At 47.0% G+C, this 15,000-nt stretch carries 17 protein-coding genes; 8 read left to right on the top strand and 9 right to left on the bottom strand.

Going from position 1 to position 15,000, the window contains the following annotated elements:
- Positions 1 to 40 precede the first annotated feature (40 nt).
- The 3 genes from ACOJUO_RS09630 to ACOJUO_RS09620 all read right to left on the bottom strand — a co-directional run bounded on the left by ACOJUO_RS09630 (position 41) and on the right by ACOJUO_RS09620 (position 4,566).
- Entirely contained in the window at positions 41 to 2,728 is a 2,688-nt protein-coding gene (locus ACOJUO_RS09630) for a hypothetical protein (RefSeq protein ID WP_422136512.1), read from the bottom strand.
- Between the two features lie 215 nt (positions 2,729 to 2,943).
- Positions 2,944 to 3,408, bottom strand: a complete 465-nt coding sequence (locus ACOJUO_RS09625) for a coiled-coil domain-containing protein (protein WP_422139653.1) — start codon at positions 3,406 to 3,408, stop codon at positions 2,944 to 2,946.
- Between the two features lie 99 nt (positions 3,409 to 3,507).
- The gene (locus tag ACOJUO_RS09620) at positions 3,508 to 4,566 is read right to left on the bottom strand and encodes an RNA-guided endonuclease InsQ/TnpB family protein (protein WP_422139105.1); all 1,059 of its coding nucleotides are present in this window, start codon (positions 4,564 to 4,566) and stop codon (positions 3,508 to 3,510) included.
- Between the two features lie 22 nt (positions 4,567 to 4,588).
- Between ACOJUO_RS09620 and tnpA the strand changes: the two genes are divergently transcribed.
- Positions 4,589 to 5,002: an IS200/IS605 family transposase gene (tnpA, locus tag ACOJUO_RS09615; protein ID WP_422139652.1), complete on the top strand. Its 414-nt coding sequence runs from the start codon at positions 4,589 to 4,591 to the stop codon at positions 5,000 to 5,002.
- A gap of 265 nt (positions 5,003 to 5,267) precedes the next feature.
- Here the strand turns inward: tnpA and ACOJUO_RS09610 are convergent, their stop codons facing one another.
- From ACOJUO_RS09610 to ACOJUO_RS09600, 3 genes are all read right to left on the bottom strand, one after another.
- A complete protein-coding gene (locus ACOJUO_RS09610; RefSeq protein ID WP_422136510.1) occupies positions 5,268 to 7,229 on the bottom strand; it encodes a BCCT family transporter in 1,962 nt (653 codons plus the stop codon).
- 411 nt (positions 7,230 to 7,640) lie between these two features.
- Positions 7,641 to 8,084: an RING finger domain-containing protein gene (locus ACOJUO_RS09605; protein ID WP_422139651.1), complete on the bottom strand. Its 444-nt coding sequence runs from the start codon at positions 8,082 to 8,084 to the stop codon at positions 7,641 to 7,643.
- 53 nt (positions 8,085 to 8,137) lie between these two features.
- Entirely contained in the window at positions 8,138 to 8,266 is a 129-nt protein-coding gene (locus ACOJUO_RS09600) for a hypothetical protein (protein WP_422136508.1), read from the bottom strand.
- Positions 8,267 to 8,346: 80 nt separating this feature from the next.
- On the opposite strand from ACOJUO_RS09600, the gene ACOJUO_RS09595 reads away from it, so the two are divergent.
- Together ACOJUO_RS09595 and ACOJUO_RS09590 are read left to right on the top strand one after the other, a co-directional pair.
- Entirely contained in the window at positions 8,347 to 8,853 is a 507-nt protein-coding gene (locus ACOJUO_RS09595) for a DUF29 domain-containing protein (RefSeq protein ID WP_422136507.1), read from the top strand.
- A complete protein-coding gene (locus ACOJUO_RS09590) occupies positions 8,846 to 9,340 on the top strand; it encodes a DUF29 domain-containing protein (protein WP_422139650.1) in 495 nt (164 codons plus the stop codon). The genes ACOJUO_RS09595 and ACOJUO_RS09590 overlap by 8 nt, the downstream gene beginning before the upstream one ends.
- Positions 9,341 to 9,377: 37 nt before the next feature.
- On the opposite strand, the gene ACOJUO_RS09585 is transcribed toward ACOJUO_RS09590, so the two are convergent.
- On the bottom strand, positions 9,378 to 10,280 hold the full coding sequence (locus ACOJUO_RS09585; protein ID WP_422139649.1) for a hypothetical protein: 903 nt from the start codon (positions 10,278 to 10,280) through the stop codon (positions 9,378 to 9,380).
- 219 nt (positions 10,281 to 10,499) lie between these two features.
- Here ACOJUO_RS09585 and ACOJUO_RS09580 point away from each other — a divergent pair, with 219 nt between their 5' ends.
- Positions 10,500 to 10,889 (top strand): hypothetical protein, encoded by a 390-nt coding sequence (locus ACOJUO_RS09580; protein ID WP_422139648.1) that lies wholly within the window; start codon positions 10,500 to 10,502, stop codon positions 10,887 to 10,889.
- Between the two features lie 1,185 nt (positions 10,890 to 12,074).
- Positions 12,075 to 12,377, top strand: a complete 303-nt coding sequence (locus ACOJUO_RS09575; RefSeq protein ID WP_422139647.1) for a hypothetical protein — start codon at positions 12,075 to 12,077, stop codon at positions 12,375 to 12,377.
- Here the strand turns inward: ACOJUO_RS09575 and ACOJUO_RS09570 are convergent.
- Both ACOJUO_RS09570 and ACOJUO_RS09565 read right to left on the bottom strand, forming a co-directional pair.
- Complete coding sequence (locus ACOJUO_RS09570) at positions 12,374 to 12,628, bottom strand: Txe/YoeB family addiction module toxin (RefSeq protein WP_422139646.1); 255 nt, start codon at positions 12,626 to 12,628, stop codon at positions 12,374 to 12,376. The genes ACOJUO_RS09575 and ACOJUO_RS09570 overlap by 4 nt on opposite strands.
- A complete protein-coding gene (locus ACOJUO_RS09565) occupies positions 12,625 to 12,879 on the bottom strand; it encodes a type II toxin-antitoxin system Phd/YefM family antitoxin (protein ID WP_422136501.1) in 255 nt (84 codons plus the stop codon). Before ACOJUO_RS09565 ends, ACOJUO_RS09570 begins: the two co-directional genes overlap by 4 nt.
- Before the next feature lie 93 nt (positions 12,880 to 12,972).
- Here ACOJUO_RS09565 and ACOJUO_RS09560 point away from each other — a divergent pair, with 93 nt between their 5' ends.
- From ACOJUO_RS09560 to ACOJUO_RS09550, 3 genes are all read left to right on the top strand, one after another.
- On the top strand, positions 12,973 to 13,263 hold the full coding sequence (locus ACOJUO_RS09560) for a hypothetical protein (protein ID WP_422136500.1): 291 nt from the start codon (positions 12,973 to 12,975) through the stop codon (positions 13,261 to 13,263).
- 271 nt (positions 13,264 to 13,534) lie between these two features.
- Positions 13,535 to 14,077: a hypothetical protein gene (locus ACOJUO_RS09555; RefSeq protein WP_422136499.1), complete on the top strand. Its 543-nt coding sequence runs from the start codon at positions 13,535 to 13,537 to the stop codon at positions 14,075 to 14,077.
- Positions 14,078 to 14,218: 141 nt separating this feature from the next.
- Entirely contained in the window at positions 14,219 to 14,836 is a 618-nt protein-coding gene (locus ACOJUO_RS09550) for a hypothetical protein (RefSeq protein WP_422139645.1), read from the top strand.
- Positions 14,837 to 15,000: the final 164 nt, after the last annotated feature.

Raw genomic sequence — 15,000 nt, 5'->3', positions numbered from 1 at the left:
TTTAATCAAGAGCTGAGGAGCCTGCAAGCATCCGTTATGACTACCTTACATCACGTTGTACGTCGGTAATCGTAAGTTTCTGTCTCTCCTTTAATAAAGGAAAAGCGTCAAAATAATCGAGAGGTGCTCTCCCTTCCAGAAGTTTTATCATACCTTTTGTACCTGTTTTAGCATCCAGGTAGTGGTAAAGGGGCAGGCCCATCTCGTCAGCAATGTCCCGTGCGGCATCAATGAACAATAAATTACGCTTATCGGGATAGCCTTTTTCAAGCAATAACACAGGGCAATCATCCTGATCCAGCACCATGCGAATCACACTTCTGCTGAGGATATTTCCTTTTTGGTTCTTTATGACAATCATGGCATTGCGTCCATCCATCACATAACTCATCAGTCCAATTTTAAAACTCAGGGCGTCAGGTGATAGACAGCTTTTAACTTCAAGCCCACTGATAAAAAGATCCCAGGGGTCCTCTGTCAGCTTCAGGGTTTCCCCCTGGGACAAGAGCTTGTTTCGGGTTTCCTCGCTGAAACCACTGAAGTTCGCTCCCCAACCTGCTTCCAATCGGGGATATTTCTTGTAAATGGCTTGCAGGTGTGGATTGTGCAGCGGTGACTGCCTGCTCTGAACAAAAGTGTTGTTAACACTGGTCTCTATAAACTGATGGGTAAGGTCTTCAACTTCTGCATTCCCCTGTTCTATCATTGATGCCATGTAAAAAGGCAGGAGATGGTGATGTCGTTGTTTCATTAGCCATTTTGAGAACTTTTTATTCACTCCCACCAAAGCGTCAGCCCCTTTTTCAGCGATCATCAATGGTAATCCTTCCTTCTGACAGCTCAAGCCCATTCTGTCCAGAAATGCAGTAAACCTGTATCCCATGTTGAATAACATATAAAGCCAGCCCAGTTTTTCATAAGTCAGACTTTGGGTAAGCTTTTTCAGGATCGGCATTACCATGGCCTTATTCATAACCTCGCTGGCCAACATCTGCTCAAGGGTAGACAGCCATTGGTGGAAAATCTTGCCATCTTTCATCCGTCGCCTGCTCTTGCTGGCGCTGGGAGCTTGCAAAGATTGACAGAGTTCCTCGATGTCATCTTCTGAGAGTCTATCGGGTACAAATGCCAGCCATTGCAGCGGCGCCATTCGCAAATGCGGTCCGCCACTGATTCCGGGGGCACCCAGTATTTTCTGTATTTTCGGGGTACTCTGAACCAGACGGGCCAGCCCAGCGATTAGATAAGGTATATTTTTTTTATTGCCATGTTCCATGATGGCCGTGACAAAATGAACCAATACTGAAGTATCCATTATTTCTTTGGATGATTTGCAGGCGGCAATAATCATTAAAAGTCGATGCACTTTCGCTTTGATATCAGACTTGCCTTCAGGTAGTGATATACCGGCACATTCTTTTTCCAGAACGTCAACTGCATCGAGCAATACCCGCGAATATTCCGGGGCTATCTTATCAATGTTTGCTCTGAGTACGGTTAGATACTTGTCCAGCGGTTTGCTTTCAAGTAAAGCGAACCCTTTGATATCACTGAGCTGTTTGAGATTTTTAAACTGTAAGGCGACAGGTGCCGGTGTTTTCAAACAATGGGCCAGGGTACTAATATAGTGGCAATAATCGATGGAGCCGGGTTGTTTCGACAAATAGGCCAGCTCTTTAGCAATATGCCAGATGTTATCTGGTATACGGTTATTTGGCTCGATGATGTAAAGAACGGATCTAATGTACGACGTTAACTCAGCAATATCAGCCTGCTGTGAAAAACCGGAACAGGATGCATAGAGATACAACAATCTTCTTGTATAGACCTTGAAATTTCTATAATCCTCAGCGTCTGATAAACGGCCGTTCCATCCAACTTTTGGGATAAATTTTTTTTCAATATTGTCAACTTCACACAACAGCTGTCTGGAAAGTTCGTTGTTTTCCGATTTAAGGGGTTGTCTGACCTCCAAAAGTCTGTCCCTGAGCATTTTATCAGGTCTTAATGCTGTCAACTGCTCATTAATGACATTGTCCACCTCTGGCAGAGAAGGCGTATCAGGTAGGCGCTGAAACAGGTTCTTTGCCTTCTCAAAACCGATGGATAACGGAATCCTCGCAAGTATCCAGTAGCCCTCAGGAAGTGGACATTTATTCTGTTGTTTCTGCTCTTCTTCAGCTGCCAACAAAATCAGGAGCTTTTGAGCCCCATTTAAAGATGTTGTTGTGTTTAGCCTTATCAGCGTATTATCAACATCAAGTTTCAGGCACTCAAGGAAAACGGCACATTGCACTTCATTGGTTGGTGACTTTTCTATTGCCTCAAGTTGAAATTGACTCACCAGATTCCTGGCGGCCATCTGTATAGCTTCAGCTCTTGAATCAAAGGGTTGTGTCTCAAGATTAACCTGCCGTTCAGATAGCGGTTTACTTCCAGCAGTAATGAATAATCCCTCTGACATTAACTGCTCATTTTTCATAGGTAAAAGTTCAGTTTCTGGCATTATTTTACGAAGTTTACCGGGCAGTAAAGGGTCGTCTGTTGCATTTGCCGGTCTTTTTTGAGCAGTTTTCTCAGTCTGTGCGGTGGTGCCATCCTGTCGCTTTACCTGTCTGCCGAGGAACTGGGTGGAGCCATCTTCTGCTTCTGTTGAAAAGCCATTGGGTTGCACCACCTTCAATTCATGCAGCTGTTGAGTCAAACCTTTTAACTGATAAAAATCCATTTTGCCTAACTCCATTGTGGGCGTACGTTGGAACCATTACAGGACAGCCAAATACCATAAGTTCTGGAAAATCAGCATTCCGATCTTTAATACAAAGAAAAACCCTGAAGCTGATTTTCTCATTCCTGTCCTTGCAGTACCAATCTGACTGAATAAAGACGAATCACATTAACATTTGACTGTTAATCCAATAATTAGTTCCATCCATTGCTCTGTTAAGTGTTGTCCATGATGTTTTTTACGCAGTCGAGTATTAGTTCCAGTTTTACGTCGTGTTCCTCCAGCTTGGTTACTATTTTTTTATGGTCACTGACGAGTATTTCCTGACTGCATTCCAGTTTGTCCATTCTGGAGTCCAGTTTTTTCTGCCCGTCTTCCAGCCTGTCTACTTTGGTTTCCAGCTTGTCTACTTTTGTTTCCAGCTTGTCCATTCTGGAGTCCAGTTTTTTCTGCCCGTCTTCCAGCCTGTCTACTTTGGCTTCCAGCTTGTCCATTCTGGAGTCCAGTTTTTTCTGCCCGTCTTTCAGTGCGGCAGTGTCGCTGCCGACGATTGACAGATTTTTTTCTATTCTGTCCAGTCGGCTCTCTGTAACGTGCCATTCTATTTGCGCTCCTGCTTTGGCGGTTTCATCGGATACACCGGCTTCCAGCAAAGCGGTATACAAAGGTTGGTGAAGCATTATTTTTACCGTAGGTTATTGTTTGGGTGGGCTGAGTATAGTCGGGTTTGACTATCGTGGCGGTACGATACAAGGTAAAACGTTGACATCCTCCCCGCCCTAAAGGACGGGGATTCCTACTGCTAGACGGTCATGCCCGACCGCAAGAATGTTTCTGGCTGCGTTCAAATCACGCAAATGTTCAGCTCCGCACTCTGAACAGACCCATTCTCTTATTCCAAGACCTGCCCTACCTTTCGGACTACTGTCGGGTATTTTCCGGCAGCACGAACAGGTCTGGGTGGAGTAAGCTTCGTTGACTACTTCAAAAACCACGCCTGCGTGATCGCATTTATATTCCAGCATAGTTTTCAACATTCCCCATCCAGCATCCAAAGCCGATTTTGCTTTTTTGGTTTTGGTCATTGCCAGACTGGACACATTACCAACGAAGATGGCCGCATTCTCATTGACAAGCTTACGGCTGTATTGATGTAAGGCATCTTGTCTTCTGTTTTTGATTTTGGCGTGTATCGCCTTAACTCTTTTTCCGTTATTGGCTCTCTGGGCAATACCGAGTTTCGCCTCAAGTGCCCTGTACTCACGACCTTTAACACCGTCACCATTAGAGTCCGTTGCAGCCTCTTTGCAACCAAGGTCGATGCCTACCGAGCATTTTCCCTCTGTTGCTTCTGTATCTACGTCCACAACAACATTGAAATACCAGCGACCGCGAGCATCTTCATTAAAACTGGCTGTACGGAACTTGTACCCGCTCAATCCATAGGAATCCCAGACCGAGAAATAGTGGCCGTTATGAAACACCTGACCATTCTTCCATTTGGACTGCCCTGTGTTGACTGGAATCCAGCCGAGAGAGCGGCGAACACCATTTGACTTGCGCCAGTTAAGTTTGGCTTTTTTGAACTGTTTCCGGCGAGTCACATATTCAGCAGCTATGCACTGCAATGACTGGCTGTGCAAGCCGAGTTCTTTACCCGCTCCTTTGGTGTATGGATGTATGTCATAGGCAGACAAAAAGTTGCCACGCTCCTTTATAGAGCGAGTACTGAGTTCATTGATGTAGTTCCAGACGAAATTAACAGAGCGAGCCAAGCAGTTAAGCAGCTTCACATGTTTGTCTTTTACTCGAACCTTCAGTGTCTTTGTCTTCTTCATGGCCTGAGTATACAATTGGTCTATGAGTAAAACAAATGAATATAGAACTGGCAGACATTGTGTTTTTAAACTTCACTGCCACTTGGTCTTTGTAACAAAGTACCGATACAACGTGCTTGAAGGCTACATGTTTCCAGTACTGAAAAGCCTTTTCGAGAAGGTCTGTTCTGACTTTGAGACAGATTTGGTAGAGTTCAACGGGGAGTCCGACCATGTACACCTGCTCATCAACTACCCCCCAAAGATAGCGTTGTCAAAACTGGTCAATAGCTTAAAAGGTGTATCCAGCAGGAAACTAAAGCTTCATCACCCAGAAGTGGCGAACCGGTACTACAAGTCAGCTCTATGGAGTCCAAGTTACTTTGCCGCAAGCTGTGGTGGCGCTCCTATAGAGGTCATCAAACAGTATGTGCAACAGCAGAGAACACCGCATTAGTCGGCTATCGCCGACGAGCTTACATCCCCGCACTAAAAGTACGGGGTTTTACGCTCATTCGATAATAACCGGTACAACAAGCAAGAAGAGATGCAAAAGGCTAAGTGCTAGAGGGTGTCGCTCGTTCCCACGCTGGGACCCACAGGGCCTAAGAGCATGGGAACCAGAGTTTTGCGACAACCTCTAAAGAGGGTGTCGCAAAACCCGATAAACCTTAAGCCCGAAAGCCTGCCAAAAGACAACTTTCCAGCAGAGCGCCGTTGATTCAGCGAACCATATGCAGGAAGTGCATATGTTTCTCGTACTGATCAATAATATCGCCAATGACCTGTTCCCGGGTCCAGCCCATAATGTCGTAATCCTGACCACCCTCCCTCAGGAAGACTTCTGCCCGGTAATACTTGCTCTCTTCTTCGTCATCAATGACAAAACTGGGTTGAACATAGGAACGAGGGCTGACCCTGTAGAGAAAGTCCTGTTCCTCACCATGAAAAACATTGAGAGAGGCAATACTTTTGTTGCGATCAAAATCAATTCCGGTTTCCACTCCCTGCTCTTCCAGCTCTCTGGACAGGGACTTCATTGCCGGTAACACGACACTTCTCATGAAGACCCTGACACTTTTGCGCGCCGGGAAGTGGGTAATATTCTGCAATCGACTCTGCCATGGAATTGAAACATTGGCATGGCTCGGAGCCAGGGTGGTTTGGGTCAGACTTTCTTTCTTGGCAGCATCCAGTGCCAGCGCTTTTAACAACCCATAACCGGAAACCAGCAACACCACAGCGAATGGCAAAGCCGTTGCAATAGTGGCTGTCTGGAGCGCCTTGAGACCTCCGGCAAGCATCAGTACCAGGGCAACCAGACCAATCAGGGTAGACCAGAATACCCGCTGCCAGACCGGTGTTTTCCCTTCACCCTTAGAAGCCAGCATATCAATCACCATGGCACTGGAATCGGAAGAGGTTACAAAGAACACCACGACCATGATAATGGCGATTCCTGACAGGAACTCAGTGGCCGGGAAGTACTCCAGAAACTTGAAGAGCGCCAGTGAAACATCGACCTGAACAATGTCAGCGAGATCTTCCGCACCATGATTCATAATCAGATCAATGGAAGTGTTTCCGAATACGGTCATCCAGATAAAGGTCAGACAGGCCGGTACAAACAGCACGCCACAGATAAACTCGCGAATGGTTCTGCCTCTGGAGATACGGGCAATAAACATGCCGACAAAAGGCGACCAGGACAACCACCATGCCCAGTAAAACAGAGTCCAGCCACCCATCCAGTCGGTCGGTTCATAGGCATAGAGATTAAATGTTTTGTCGACGATATCGGACAGATAACTGCCAATATTCTGCACCAGTATCTGCAACAGCAGGATAGTAGGCCCGAGAATAATGACCATGGCCATCAGCAACAGTGCCAGCAGCAGATTGATCTCGGATAAACGACGAATTCCCTTATCAAGCCCTGAAGCAACAGAGAGCGTGGCCAGAGCGGTAATCACTACGATCAAAACCACCTGAACATGGGTGCTTACATCAACATCAAACAGGTAATTCAGGCCCGAGTTGACCTGAAGCACGCCATAACCCAAAGCTGTAGCCACACCAAAGGTCGTACCCAGAATGGCAAAGATATCAATAATATGACCAATAACACCGTGAATACGATCACCCACAATCGGGAAAAGCGCTGAACGGAGGGTTAACGGCAGATTATGACGATAGCCAAAGAACGCCAGAATCAGAGCCACAATGGCGTAGATGGCCCAGGCATGAAACCCCCAGTGAAAAAAGGTAATTCTCATGGACTCCCGGGCGGACTCGATGGATGCAGGATCGCCCACAGGGGGAGTGAGAAAGTGCATAACGGGTTCCGCCACGCCAAAGAACATCAGGCCAATCCCCATACCGGCTGAAAACAGCATGGCAAACCAGGAGCCGAAGCTGAAGTCCGGCTCGGAATGGTCAGGGCCTAACTTAATATCGCCATAACGGGAGAGGCCGACAATAGCGACGCCGATAAGGATAATGGCGACTGCCGTCACATAAAACCAGCTGGCGTTGGTCATTATGGCCGTTTGCAAGAAGGTGGAATAAAGCTCGGCCTGCTTCGGAAACAGAGCCGTAGAGACTACTATCAGAAGAATGATACTGGCTGCACCGACAAAGACGGGCAAGTTAAGACTGTGACGTGATTCTGAAAGATCAGACATAAAGACGAGTGGCTCCCAAAGTCAGGTTGATTGACTGAAGCTCTTCAGGTGAAGTTGTTTAAGTGAAGGCGCTGAGACTACCTCAGTATTAAACAATTTCAGGCGAGAGGGCGGAAGATACTACAGGTCTGATATTCAGTGGTCAAATGATGTTGTTTTTTCTGATCTGTTTGTGGCAACCGGTCGAATCAAACATCTGAACAGGCCAAGAGATCACTGAGCTTGAATCCTGTTATTGGGACGATGTTCTTGTTTCTTTACAACAAATCATCAGGCCACAGACGTGCATTCTAATGGGAATCCCTCGCTGGCTTCTTTGAATCGGTTGTGACGAAACTGACCAACTCACTGGGCAGAACGCTTGCTCTGGCAGCAGGTAATGATGTTAAAGTGCCTGCAAAGGCAACTGAATCAGAGCATTATATTACTTAAATCTGAACTCGTTGGCTCCTGCCTGTCTGTCTCACCCCGCATAGCCATATAGCTCGATGCTATGGCTTCTCTAGCCTGCCGGTCCAATCTCTGCCTGTCTGTAGAGGAGTTTCCATTCTCACGGGTCGCAGCAGAAAGTCTCGATAACATGGCCAAGGCTTGGGCTCGGGATTGATCACTGGGTCTTAAGGCTCGCAATAGTTCTACTTCCCTGGACACTAAAGAGGTTCTGCAAGATGGACAGGTTGAATTTTTCGATAGCCACCGTTCCAGGCAGTCTCTGTGAAACATATGTTTGCATTGTTTGAGAACCATGACTTTCTTTCCGGCAAAAGTTTCGAGACAAACAGGGCAATTGTCGCTCGGCTTTTGATAAAGTGCTGACTGGCTGTCTGGGCTGCTGGGCGGTTTGATTCCGTTCATATCTCTTACTCTTCTCTCTGTTTTTCAAATAACTTACGTTATTGGACCAATGTCTATCCATTGAGTTCCCTGTGCTTATGTTTGCGATACCGACGGTTCTCTTTGGCATCAATGGCCGAATTGACCAGCCCAAAACCACGGGCAAAGCCCCCAGCAAAGGCATCTGTGCTTTGGTAATTCATTTTGCTTCCCTTCTGTTATTTGCCTAAAGTGGTTGGGCAATGGAGGTATTTTTTTAAAGGTATCCAGTTAAGGTAAAACGATGAATAGCTTATATAACACTGATTATCATCAATGGCTGAGTCAGCAGGTGACCCTGTTGAGAAATCGTAATTTTGAACAATTAGACCTTGAGAATTTGTTGGAGGAGTTGGAGTTGGGGATAGAATCCAAGGTAGACAATCTGGAGAGCTATCTAATTAATCTCATACTTCATTTACTTAAAATGGATTATCAAACATCCGTTCTGAAGGATTCGGTAGCCTCTGAAAGAGTAATTAAAGGTTGGATGGATACTATCGATAACGCCAGGGATGCGATTAATAGATTAATCATAAAAAATCACAGCCTAAAACAACGGGTGAAAGATGTTTTAAGTGAGTCGTATCCTGCTGGGAAAAAAGGAGCCATTCGGGAAATGAATCGTCACATGCCGCCAAAATGCCCAAAACTGGATAACAGCAGCTTTCCCGACACCTGCCCTTGGTCTTTTGACCAAATGATGTCTGAAGACTGGTATCCACTGAACGGAGTAAGCCTTTATGAGTAGTTTATACAAAACCGATTACACCCAATGGCTGACCCAACAGCGTGAACTGCTGGCCCAGCGCCAATTTGACAAACTCGACATCGACAATCTGTTGGAGGCGATGGAACAACGTATGGGCGATACGAAAAAAGAATTAAGGTCTTATCTAAGAACATTGCTCATACATCTTTTGAAATACGCTTACCAAAAGCGAGTATTGAAAGATTCGTGGGTAGAAGACAAAGTTCTCTACACTTGGATACCCAGTATCAACAACCCGAGAGTAGATATTAAAGACCATATAAAAGAAAACCCCTGTCTTCAGCCAAAGATAGACGAAGTACTTGCAGAAGCCTACTCTCAGGCTAAAAAAGAAGCCGTCAAACAAATGAACAAATACATCAAGATCGAAAGCAAGCGCCTGAACAAAAGCAGCTTCCCCGAGTATTGTCCATGGACGTTTGAAAAGATCATGGATGACGACTGGCTACCGGAGGTTGGAAAATGAGTAGTTTATACAACACAATTACAGAACAGCCAAAGCATCACCGCTCTGACCCGAGTGCAGAGTAATCGATTAATGCTTTTATCTTTATGGAGCACAGTTGCAAGACAAAAATCAGTGCACGGACACTCTGAACCTGCTCAGGCTCTGTGGGGTTGACTGATTGAAGACAGAAGTGAAGCTGATGACAAGCGTCCACCCAGTCACTACAGTACATCCGCCCTTCTTCAACGTCATAAAGAGCATGTCTGACACTCTCTAACCCTGATCGGATGGTCTGTTTCAGTGTCTCGAACCGGCTGACCAATTGCGGTAATTCTGCCCGCAATGAATTGACCACGCCTGAACCGTTGTTTCCAGCCAGCGACAAGAATAATTGGTACCCATACAACATTGTGTGAGCCCCATGAAGCAGCCGATTCACGTTGTCACTGGTCTCTGCCAGTAATTTTAATCCTTCCGGTGTCATGCTCAGTTTTTCCGGGTTTGCGAGACAATCCAGTCCGCCACCGGAGTTAAAAAATGGTTGCAGTCGGGCGTTTTGATCCCTGAGCCACTGAAAACCGCTGTCGACCTGATCGAATGTGCCTTCAGGGGGGAGAAAATCCTCCCATGATGGGACGGCTTTGGCTAACGGTAATACAGAGAAAGCAGAGGGCAGGCTTCTGTCATTGTCCGTTGTTCTTGCGAAGCAGGCTTCGCTGAGGCTCTCGCCAGAGGCAATGGCCTCTTCAGTGCTTGCCGAAGAGTACATTCCAGTTTCAGCCTCGCTTAACATTGCTTTTCGAGCCGCAAGACTTGTACCTGCTTGCGAAAGTTGACCAACACGTGGAATAGACGGCACTGCAACCGTTTTGGTATCGGAGTCCTGTGCGCCACCCTGCTGCGGTTGAAATACCGTAGCAGCTGCAGTGCTGGTTGTTTGGCTTTCTCCATAAGTCATAATCTATCCTCCATGAAAATTAATAATTTAGAATCGGCAGCGGACATAAAAGTTCTCGCCCTCCTACGTATTTGGACAGGCAACGGACATAAAAGTTCATATTTCACGTTGTCGATGAGACTGGAGAATCCCGAGGCCCGTCAAGAACCAATTTCAAAGCAGTGTCAGAGGAAACCCGGAGGCAGGCTACCTGGTAAAAGCGCAGGTGAGTGCACTGAGATGTCTGATGCAATCCAATATCTCTGGCTTTATCAATCCGGGGTTGGCTTTGCCAGTCTCGAATATGGCCTCCTTAAAGAACTTGTGGTTCAGGGGAGGCCATTTTTTACCCTGCACGATGGTTTCGCCAGAGTTCTTTCGAGTCACACCGCAGAGGCGGGTTTACCAGGGTTTGGTTCTTTGAGTAACCTTAGTGGCGAGCCCAACCATTCTTATATAGCTCCTTATCTTTGTCTGCCTGGTGGTAAGCTTGGGCTACAGCCCGATCGGCCTATTGCTTTGCGTAGAGCGCGAATGAGCTTTAGTCACGACATCATTTTCCACACGACTACCTGCATCAATAAGACTTTGCACCAGAGTCGCATCATCCTGACTGACTTCTATTGTTAAGCATGTCTCCTGCAGCATAGTGTTAGCCTCGAAGAGAGATGCTGCCCGGTCTGCTTTGAGGCTTTTGCCCGTTTCCGAATGATCTGCAGGTGGAATAGACGTTACAACAGTAACCGTTTTGGTCCTGGACTCTGGTGCGCTATTCTGCGACGGTTGAAATACCGTACTAGCTGCAGGACTGGTTGTTGTGGTTACTCCGTAAGTCATAATGAATCCTCCATGAATAGTTAAGAATGGGCAATGGACATTAAAATCCTTGTCCACCTAAATACTTAGACAGGCAGAGGGGTATAAAAGTTCATATTTCACGTTGTCGATGAGACCGGGGAATTTCGGTGCGAGTTTTTTAAGAACCAATCTTAAAGCAGTGTCAGGCGAAACCAGGAGGCAGGTTGCCTGGTGAGAGCGCAGGTGAGTGCATTGAGATGTCAGTCAGAATATTACTCGCTGAATCAATCCGGATTTGCTTTGCCAGTCTCGATAACGGCCTCCTTAAAGAACTTGTGGTTCAGAGGAGGCCATATTTGCACCCTGTACGATGGTTTCGTCAGAGCTCTTTTTGAGTCGCACCGTCAGAGACGGTGGATTAGGTGGCTTACGCTAGAGAAGATCTATAAAAGTTTTCCAGAGCCTTAGCCAATTGCTCAGCCTCTCTTTGACGCTGCATCTTTGCCTCTACGAGACCTTTCGCAAGAGCCCAATCTGCGTCAGTGATTTCGGAATCACTGACACTATCGGCTTTTGTTTTATTGCTATGCAGAGCCAGCAAAAGACTTTCAGCCTTCCGGTCTGACAGGCTTGTGACTGTTTTCTAATGTTCTGCACGTGGAATAAACGATACAGTGTCAACATCATGCACGAATCCAGCATTGCTAAAGACTGCATGAGGAACAGACTGTACAGTGCCCGTTTTGGCCTTGGACTATGGTGCGCTATTCTGCGGCGGTTGAAATACTGCACCAGTTGCGGTGCTGGTTGTTGTGGTTACTCCGTAAGTCATAATATATCCTCTATGGGAATTAAAAGTTAAGAAAAGGCAACGGACATTATGGCAACTACTTTGGTTTTTATGGCAGCGAAGCCGACGGCGGTGGCTTTATCTTTGATCCAGAGTCTGGCGACTTTAACGAACAGGGTCAGTATGCCAGTGCCTGCTTTCGTGATCTGGAAGATGACAACCTGTATATGGGCACCGGTGCCAGCATCAAAGCCTGGGATAAAGGCACAGCACTGCTACCCTATCAATGGCGCAGCAAGGTCTATCAGGGCAGCCCGGTCAAGTCTAACGCCGCCAGGGTCCAAGCCAGCAGTTACAACAGTCTGACGTTTAAACTCTATCGTGATAATGAACTGGTGATGACACAGGCCGTGACTTCAGATCGGGGCTTTCGTCTGCCTGCCGGTCGGAGTTTACGGTGGCATTTTGAGTTAGAGGGAACCGATACCGTGACCGCTGTGATTATGGCCAGCAGTATGAGGTCACTTTAATAATGAAAACGACACTGAGCTATAAATAAACCGGCATCAGTCACTCTATAAACAAGGCGGTGCTCCCGATCAATACGCCTCGACCAGTAACCCGACTTATCATGTTTAAGTGGTTCTGGGCTACCCAGACCTTCGAACGGCTGCCGCTTAGTGTCTTTTATTAAGGTATTAATACGTTTTAGCATTCTGTTGTCATGAGACTGCCAAAACAGGTAATCTTCCCATGCGGTTTCAGCCCAAGAAAGTATCATTCTTCTATTAATCCATGCTGGACTGCATTACCGGCCTCAATTTCAGCGATGGCTTCATTTAAACGACGAGCATTTTCAGGGCTGGACATTAGATAAGCCGTTTCCTGATAAGCATTGAAATCTTCGACAGACATAAGTACAGCGGGCTTACCATTTTGCCGTGTGACCATTACAGGCTTGTGGTTATCATTCACCCTATCCATGGTACTGGCCAGTTGTGCTCGAAAATCTGAATAACTCATAACATCCATGATGTAAACTCCAGTACTTATTTTAGTGGCTTCATTGTACGTATATACGTACTTATAGGCCAATAATGATTAGAAATAAAGGACTAACGAATTATGAGCTTCCCTGCACTACCCAGCAGTGTTGACCGCTACGTTCGGGAAATCCTGAACCGGCTATTGGGTCGCACCGGGGCCGCCGGTGATGCCGTTGTCTTGCGCCGTGATCTGGTGCAGTTGGGTCTGGCGGGCAGTCAGGGGCAGAACCTGGAGCTGCCAGCATCGTCGGACTATATCACTCAGGTACTGCAACCGGTGGAAGGGTTGAGCATTCCCGACAAGCCCACCACGCCGGAAGGTCTTAAAGTTCACATTAACCTTAATACTTGCACAGGCAACGGACATTAAAGCTCAAGTTTGCCCTTTAAGACCTCGAAGTTTTTCCAGCCCAGCAAATTCATTACTTCGCCATTAGTGGGCTTTACCCTTCTTGCGAAGGCTTCTTAGTAACATCCCCGTTAGCCCTTACAAGAGCCTTTAGCCTGAATTGTGGCAATTCTGGAGGAACTTTTGCGGCATGATTCGATCTAAATATTTAATGCCAGCGATTACAGCCAGCATTAGTGCAATGGAAAATCCTGAGGTGTAAATAACTTAATTTTCTAAGGAGAGAAGAAATATGAATACATTAGATTTCCCACCGGTGATAACACAGCCGCAACTGACGGTTCAGATAGCACCGGATAATAACTGTAAGTGTCCGGATGGCGCTGTTTCAAAGGTTGGCGGCGGTTCCGTGATCGGTGGTGTTGTCGGTATCCTGTGTGGTGCTGCTACAGCCTGCTTGAACCCCGTAAATGCCTACACCAGCTCAAGTAGTGCTGCTGTAGGTGCCTCTGCTGCCTGCTGTCTTGTTATTGGCACTGTTGCTGGAGCCGCTGTTGGCACTTATGTTGCCTGCAAATCCCCCAGCTGCACCGGGCTTCAGGAACGAGCAATTACAGGATTTACGATGACGAACATCCTCACCGGTGAGCAGCAACAGTGTCAGGAGCTAACATCGGCATTGACTTCATTGGCCGCAGGCAATAGTTCTGGCAGTACCGGTCCTGTTCGGTCCCAGCCAACTGCTGCTGGCTGTCCCCGGATAGGAGCTGCTGTTCGTTATCAGCCAAATGCGGGTGATCCTTCCTTATCTCTTAACTTAAAGATCTATCCGTAGAAGCGCTACTCCCGGCGCAACTCCGGAGGAACTTTTGCAGCATGATTCGGTCTTAGAATTTAATCCACCGGGTACAGCCAGCATTAAAACAACGGAAAATCCTGGGGTGTAAATAATTTATTTTCTGAGGAGAAATGAAATATGAATGGAGCAAATTCTGCGTTACCACCGGTGACAAGACAGCCACAACCGTCGGCTGACAGAGCATCGGATTCTACTTTTAAGTGTCCGGATGGCGTTGTTTCAAAATGGGTTTTACCGGTTGGCGGCGCTACCGTGATGAGTGGTGCTGTCTCAGCTCTGGGTTGTTATTGTGTAGCCGGTTTCAAGCCCGTAGGTGCCTACCTCGGCGGTCCTGTTGGCGCTATTGTTGGCGCTGGTATTAGCTGCCTTTGTGTTTCTGGCAATGACTTCAAGGGCACTGATATTCGGGAGCGAGGGATCGCCAACTGTATCAGGATGGACACCTTTTCCCGTGGGCTGCAACCGTCTCAGGAGCGACTATTGACAGTGTCTTCATCAGACACAGGAAATAGTTATGGCTCTTGCAATCCTGTTCAGTCTCAGCCAAGGAGGACCGCTGTTCAGTCCGATTCTGATGATAGCTCTTCGTCCAGTTCATCAGACGACGACCTGTTTGACAGCGCCATTCCTTCTGTTTTCAGAGCCAGGGATGGGGCCGACGTTGCCTCCGGATTACTCACGAATATGGCCCTCAGTGCCGGCAGGCTGGCTGCTGTGCGTTCATCTCTCCGGTAATTGTTCAGGTGACAAAGTTGAGAGTTGGGTTTACCGTTTGGAGGAATTTCCGGGCTCGGAGCGGTTGTCAATTCTTTGGCTGGTTTAGCTGTAGCCATCGGCAGCCCCATAGTTGGTCATTATGCTTCTTTGGCGCTGCTGCTTTTTTTGACTGCGGCTGGGTT

It is taken from the genome of Endozoicomonas sp. ALC020 (genome assembly GCF_049275935.1).
Taxonomy (GTDB): Bacteria; Pseudomonadota; Gammaproteobacteria; order Pseudomonadales; family Endozoicomonadaceae; genus Endozoicomonas_A.
The sequence above is the reverse complement of the archived record's forward strand: the minus strand, read 5'-3'. Positions and strand labels throughout refer to the sequence as shown.

What these genes read in the sequence shown, in the direction of transcription:
- ACOJUO_RS09630 (WP_422136512.1), bottom strand. Translation starts at nt 2,728, where the DNA reads ATGGATTTTTATCAGTTAAAAGGTTTGACTCAACAGCTGCATGAATTG.
- ACOJUO_RS09625 (WP_422139653.1), bottom strand. Translation starts at nt 3,408, where the DNA reads ATGCTTCACCAACCTTTGTATACCGCTTTGCTGGAAGCCGGTGTATCC.
- ACOJUO_RS09620 (WP_422139105.1), bottom strand. Translation starts at nt 4,566, where the DNA reads ATGAAGAAGACAAAGACACTGAAGGTTCGAGTAAAAGACAAACATGTG.
- tnpA (WP_422139652.1), top strand. Translation starts at nt 4,589, where the DNA reads ATGAGTAAAACAAATGAATATAGAACTGGCAGACATTGTGTTTTTAAA.
- ACOJUO_RS09610 (WP_422136510.1), bottom strand. Translation starts at nt 7,229, where the DNA reads ATGTCTGATCTTTCAGAATCACGTCACAGTCTTAACTTGCCCGTCTTT.
- ACOJUO_RS09605 (WP_422139651.1), bottom strand. Translation starts at nt 8,084, where the DNA reads ATGAACGGAATCAAACCGCCCAGCAGCCCAGACAGCCAGTCAGCACTT.
- ACOJUO_RS09600 (WP_422136508.1), bottom strand. Translation starts at nt 8,266, where the DNA reads ATGAATTACCAAAGCACAGATGCCTTTGCTGGGGGCTTTGCCCGTGGT.
- ACOJUO_RS09595 (WP_422136507.1), top strand. Translation starts at nt 8,347, where the DNA reads ATGAATAGCTTATATAACACTGATTATCATCAATGGCTGAGTCAGCAG.
- ACOJUO_RS09590 (WP_422139650.1), top strand. Translation starts at nt 8,846, where the DNA reads ATGAGTAGTTTATACAAAACCGATTACACCCAATGGCTGACCCAACAG.
- ACOJUO_RS09585 (WP_422139649.1), bottom strand. Translation starts at nt 10,280, where the DNA reads ATGACTTATGGAGAAAGCCAAACAACCAGCACTGCAGCTGCTACGGTA.
- ACOJUO_RS09580 (WP_422139648.1), top strand. Translation starts at nt 10,500, where the DNA reads ATGTCTGATGCAATCCAATATCTCTGGCTTTATCAATCCGGGGTTGGC.
- ACOJUO_RS09575 (WP_422139647.1), top strand. Translation starts at nt 12,075, where the DNA reads ATGGGCACCGGTGCCAGCATCAAAGCCTGGGATAAAGGCACAGCACTG.
- ACOJUO_RS09570 (WP_422139646.1), bottom strand. Translation starts at nt 12,628, where the DNA reads ATGATACTTTCTTGGGCTGAAACCGCATGGGAAGATTACCTGTTTTGG.
- ACOJUO_RS09565 (WP_422136501.1), bottom strand. Translation starts at nt 12,879, where the DNA reads ATGGATGTTATGAGTTATTCAGATTTTCGAGCACAACTGGCCAGTACC.
- ACOJUO_RS09560 (WP_422136500.1), top strand. Translation starts at nt 12,973, where the DNA reads ATGAGCTTCCCTGCACTACCCAGCAGTGTTGACCGCTACGTTCGGGAA.
- ACOJUO_RS09555 (WP_422136499.1), top strand. Translation starts at nt 13,535, where the DNA reads ATGAATACATTAGATTTCCCACCGGTGATAACACAGCCGCAACTGACG.
- ACOJUO_RS09550 (WP_422139645.1), top strand. Translation starts at nt 14,219, where the DNA reads ATGAATGGAGCAAATTCTGCGTTACCACCGGTGACAAGACAGCCACAA.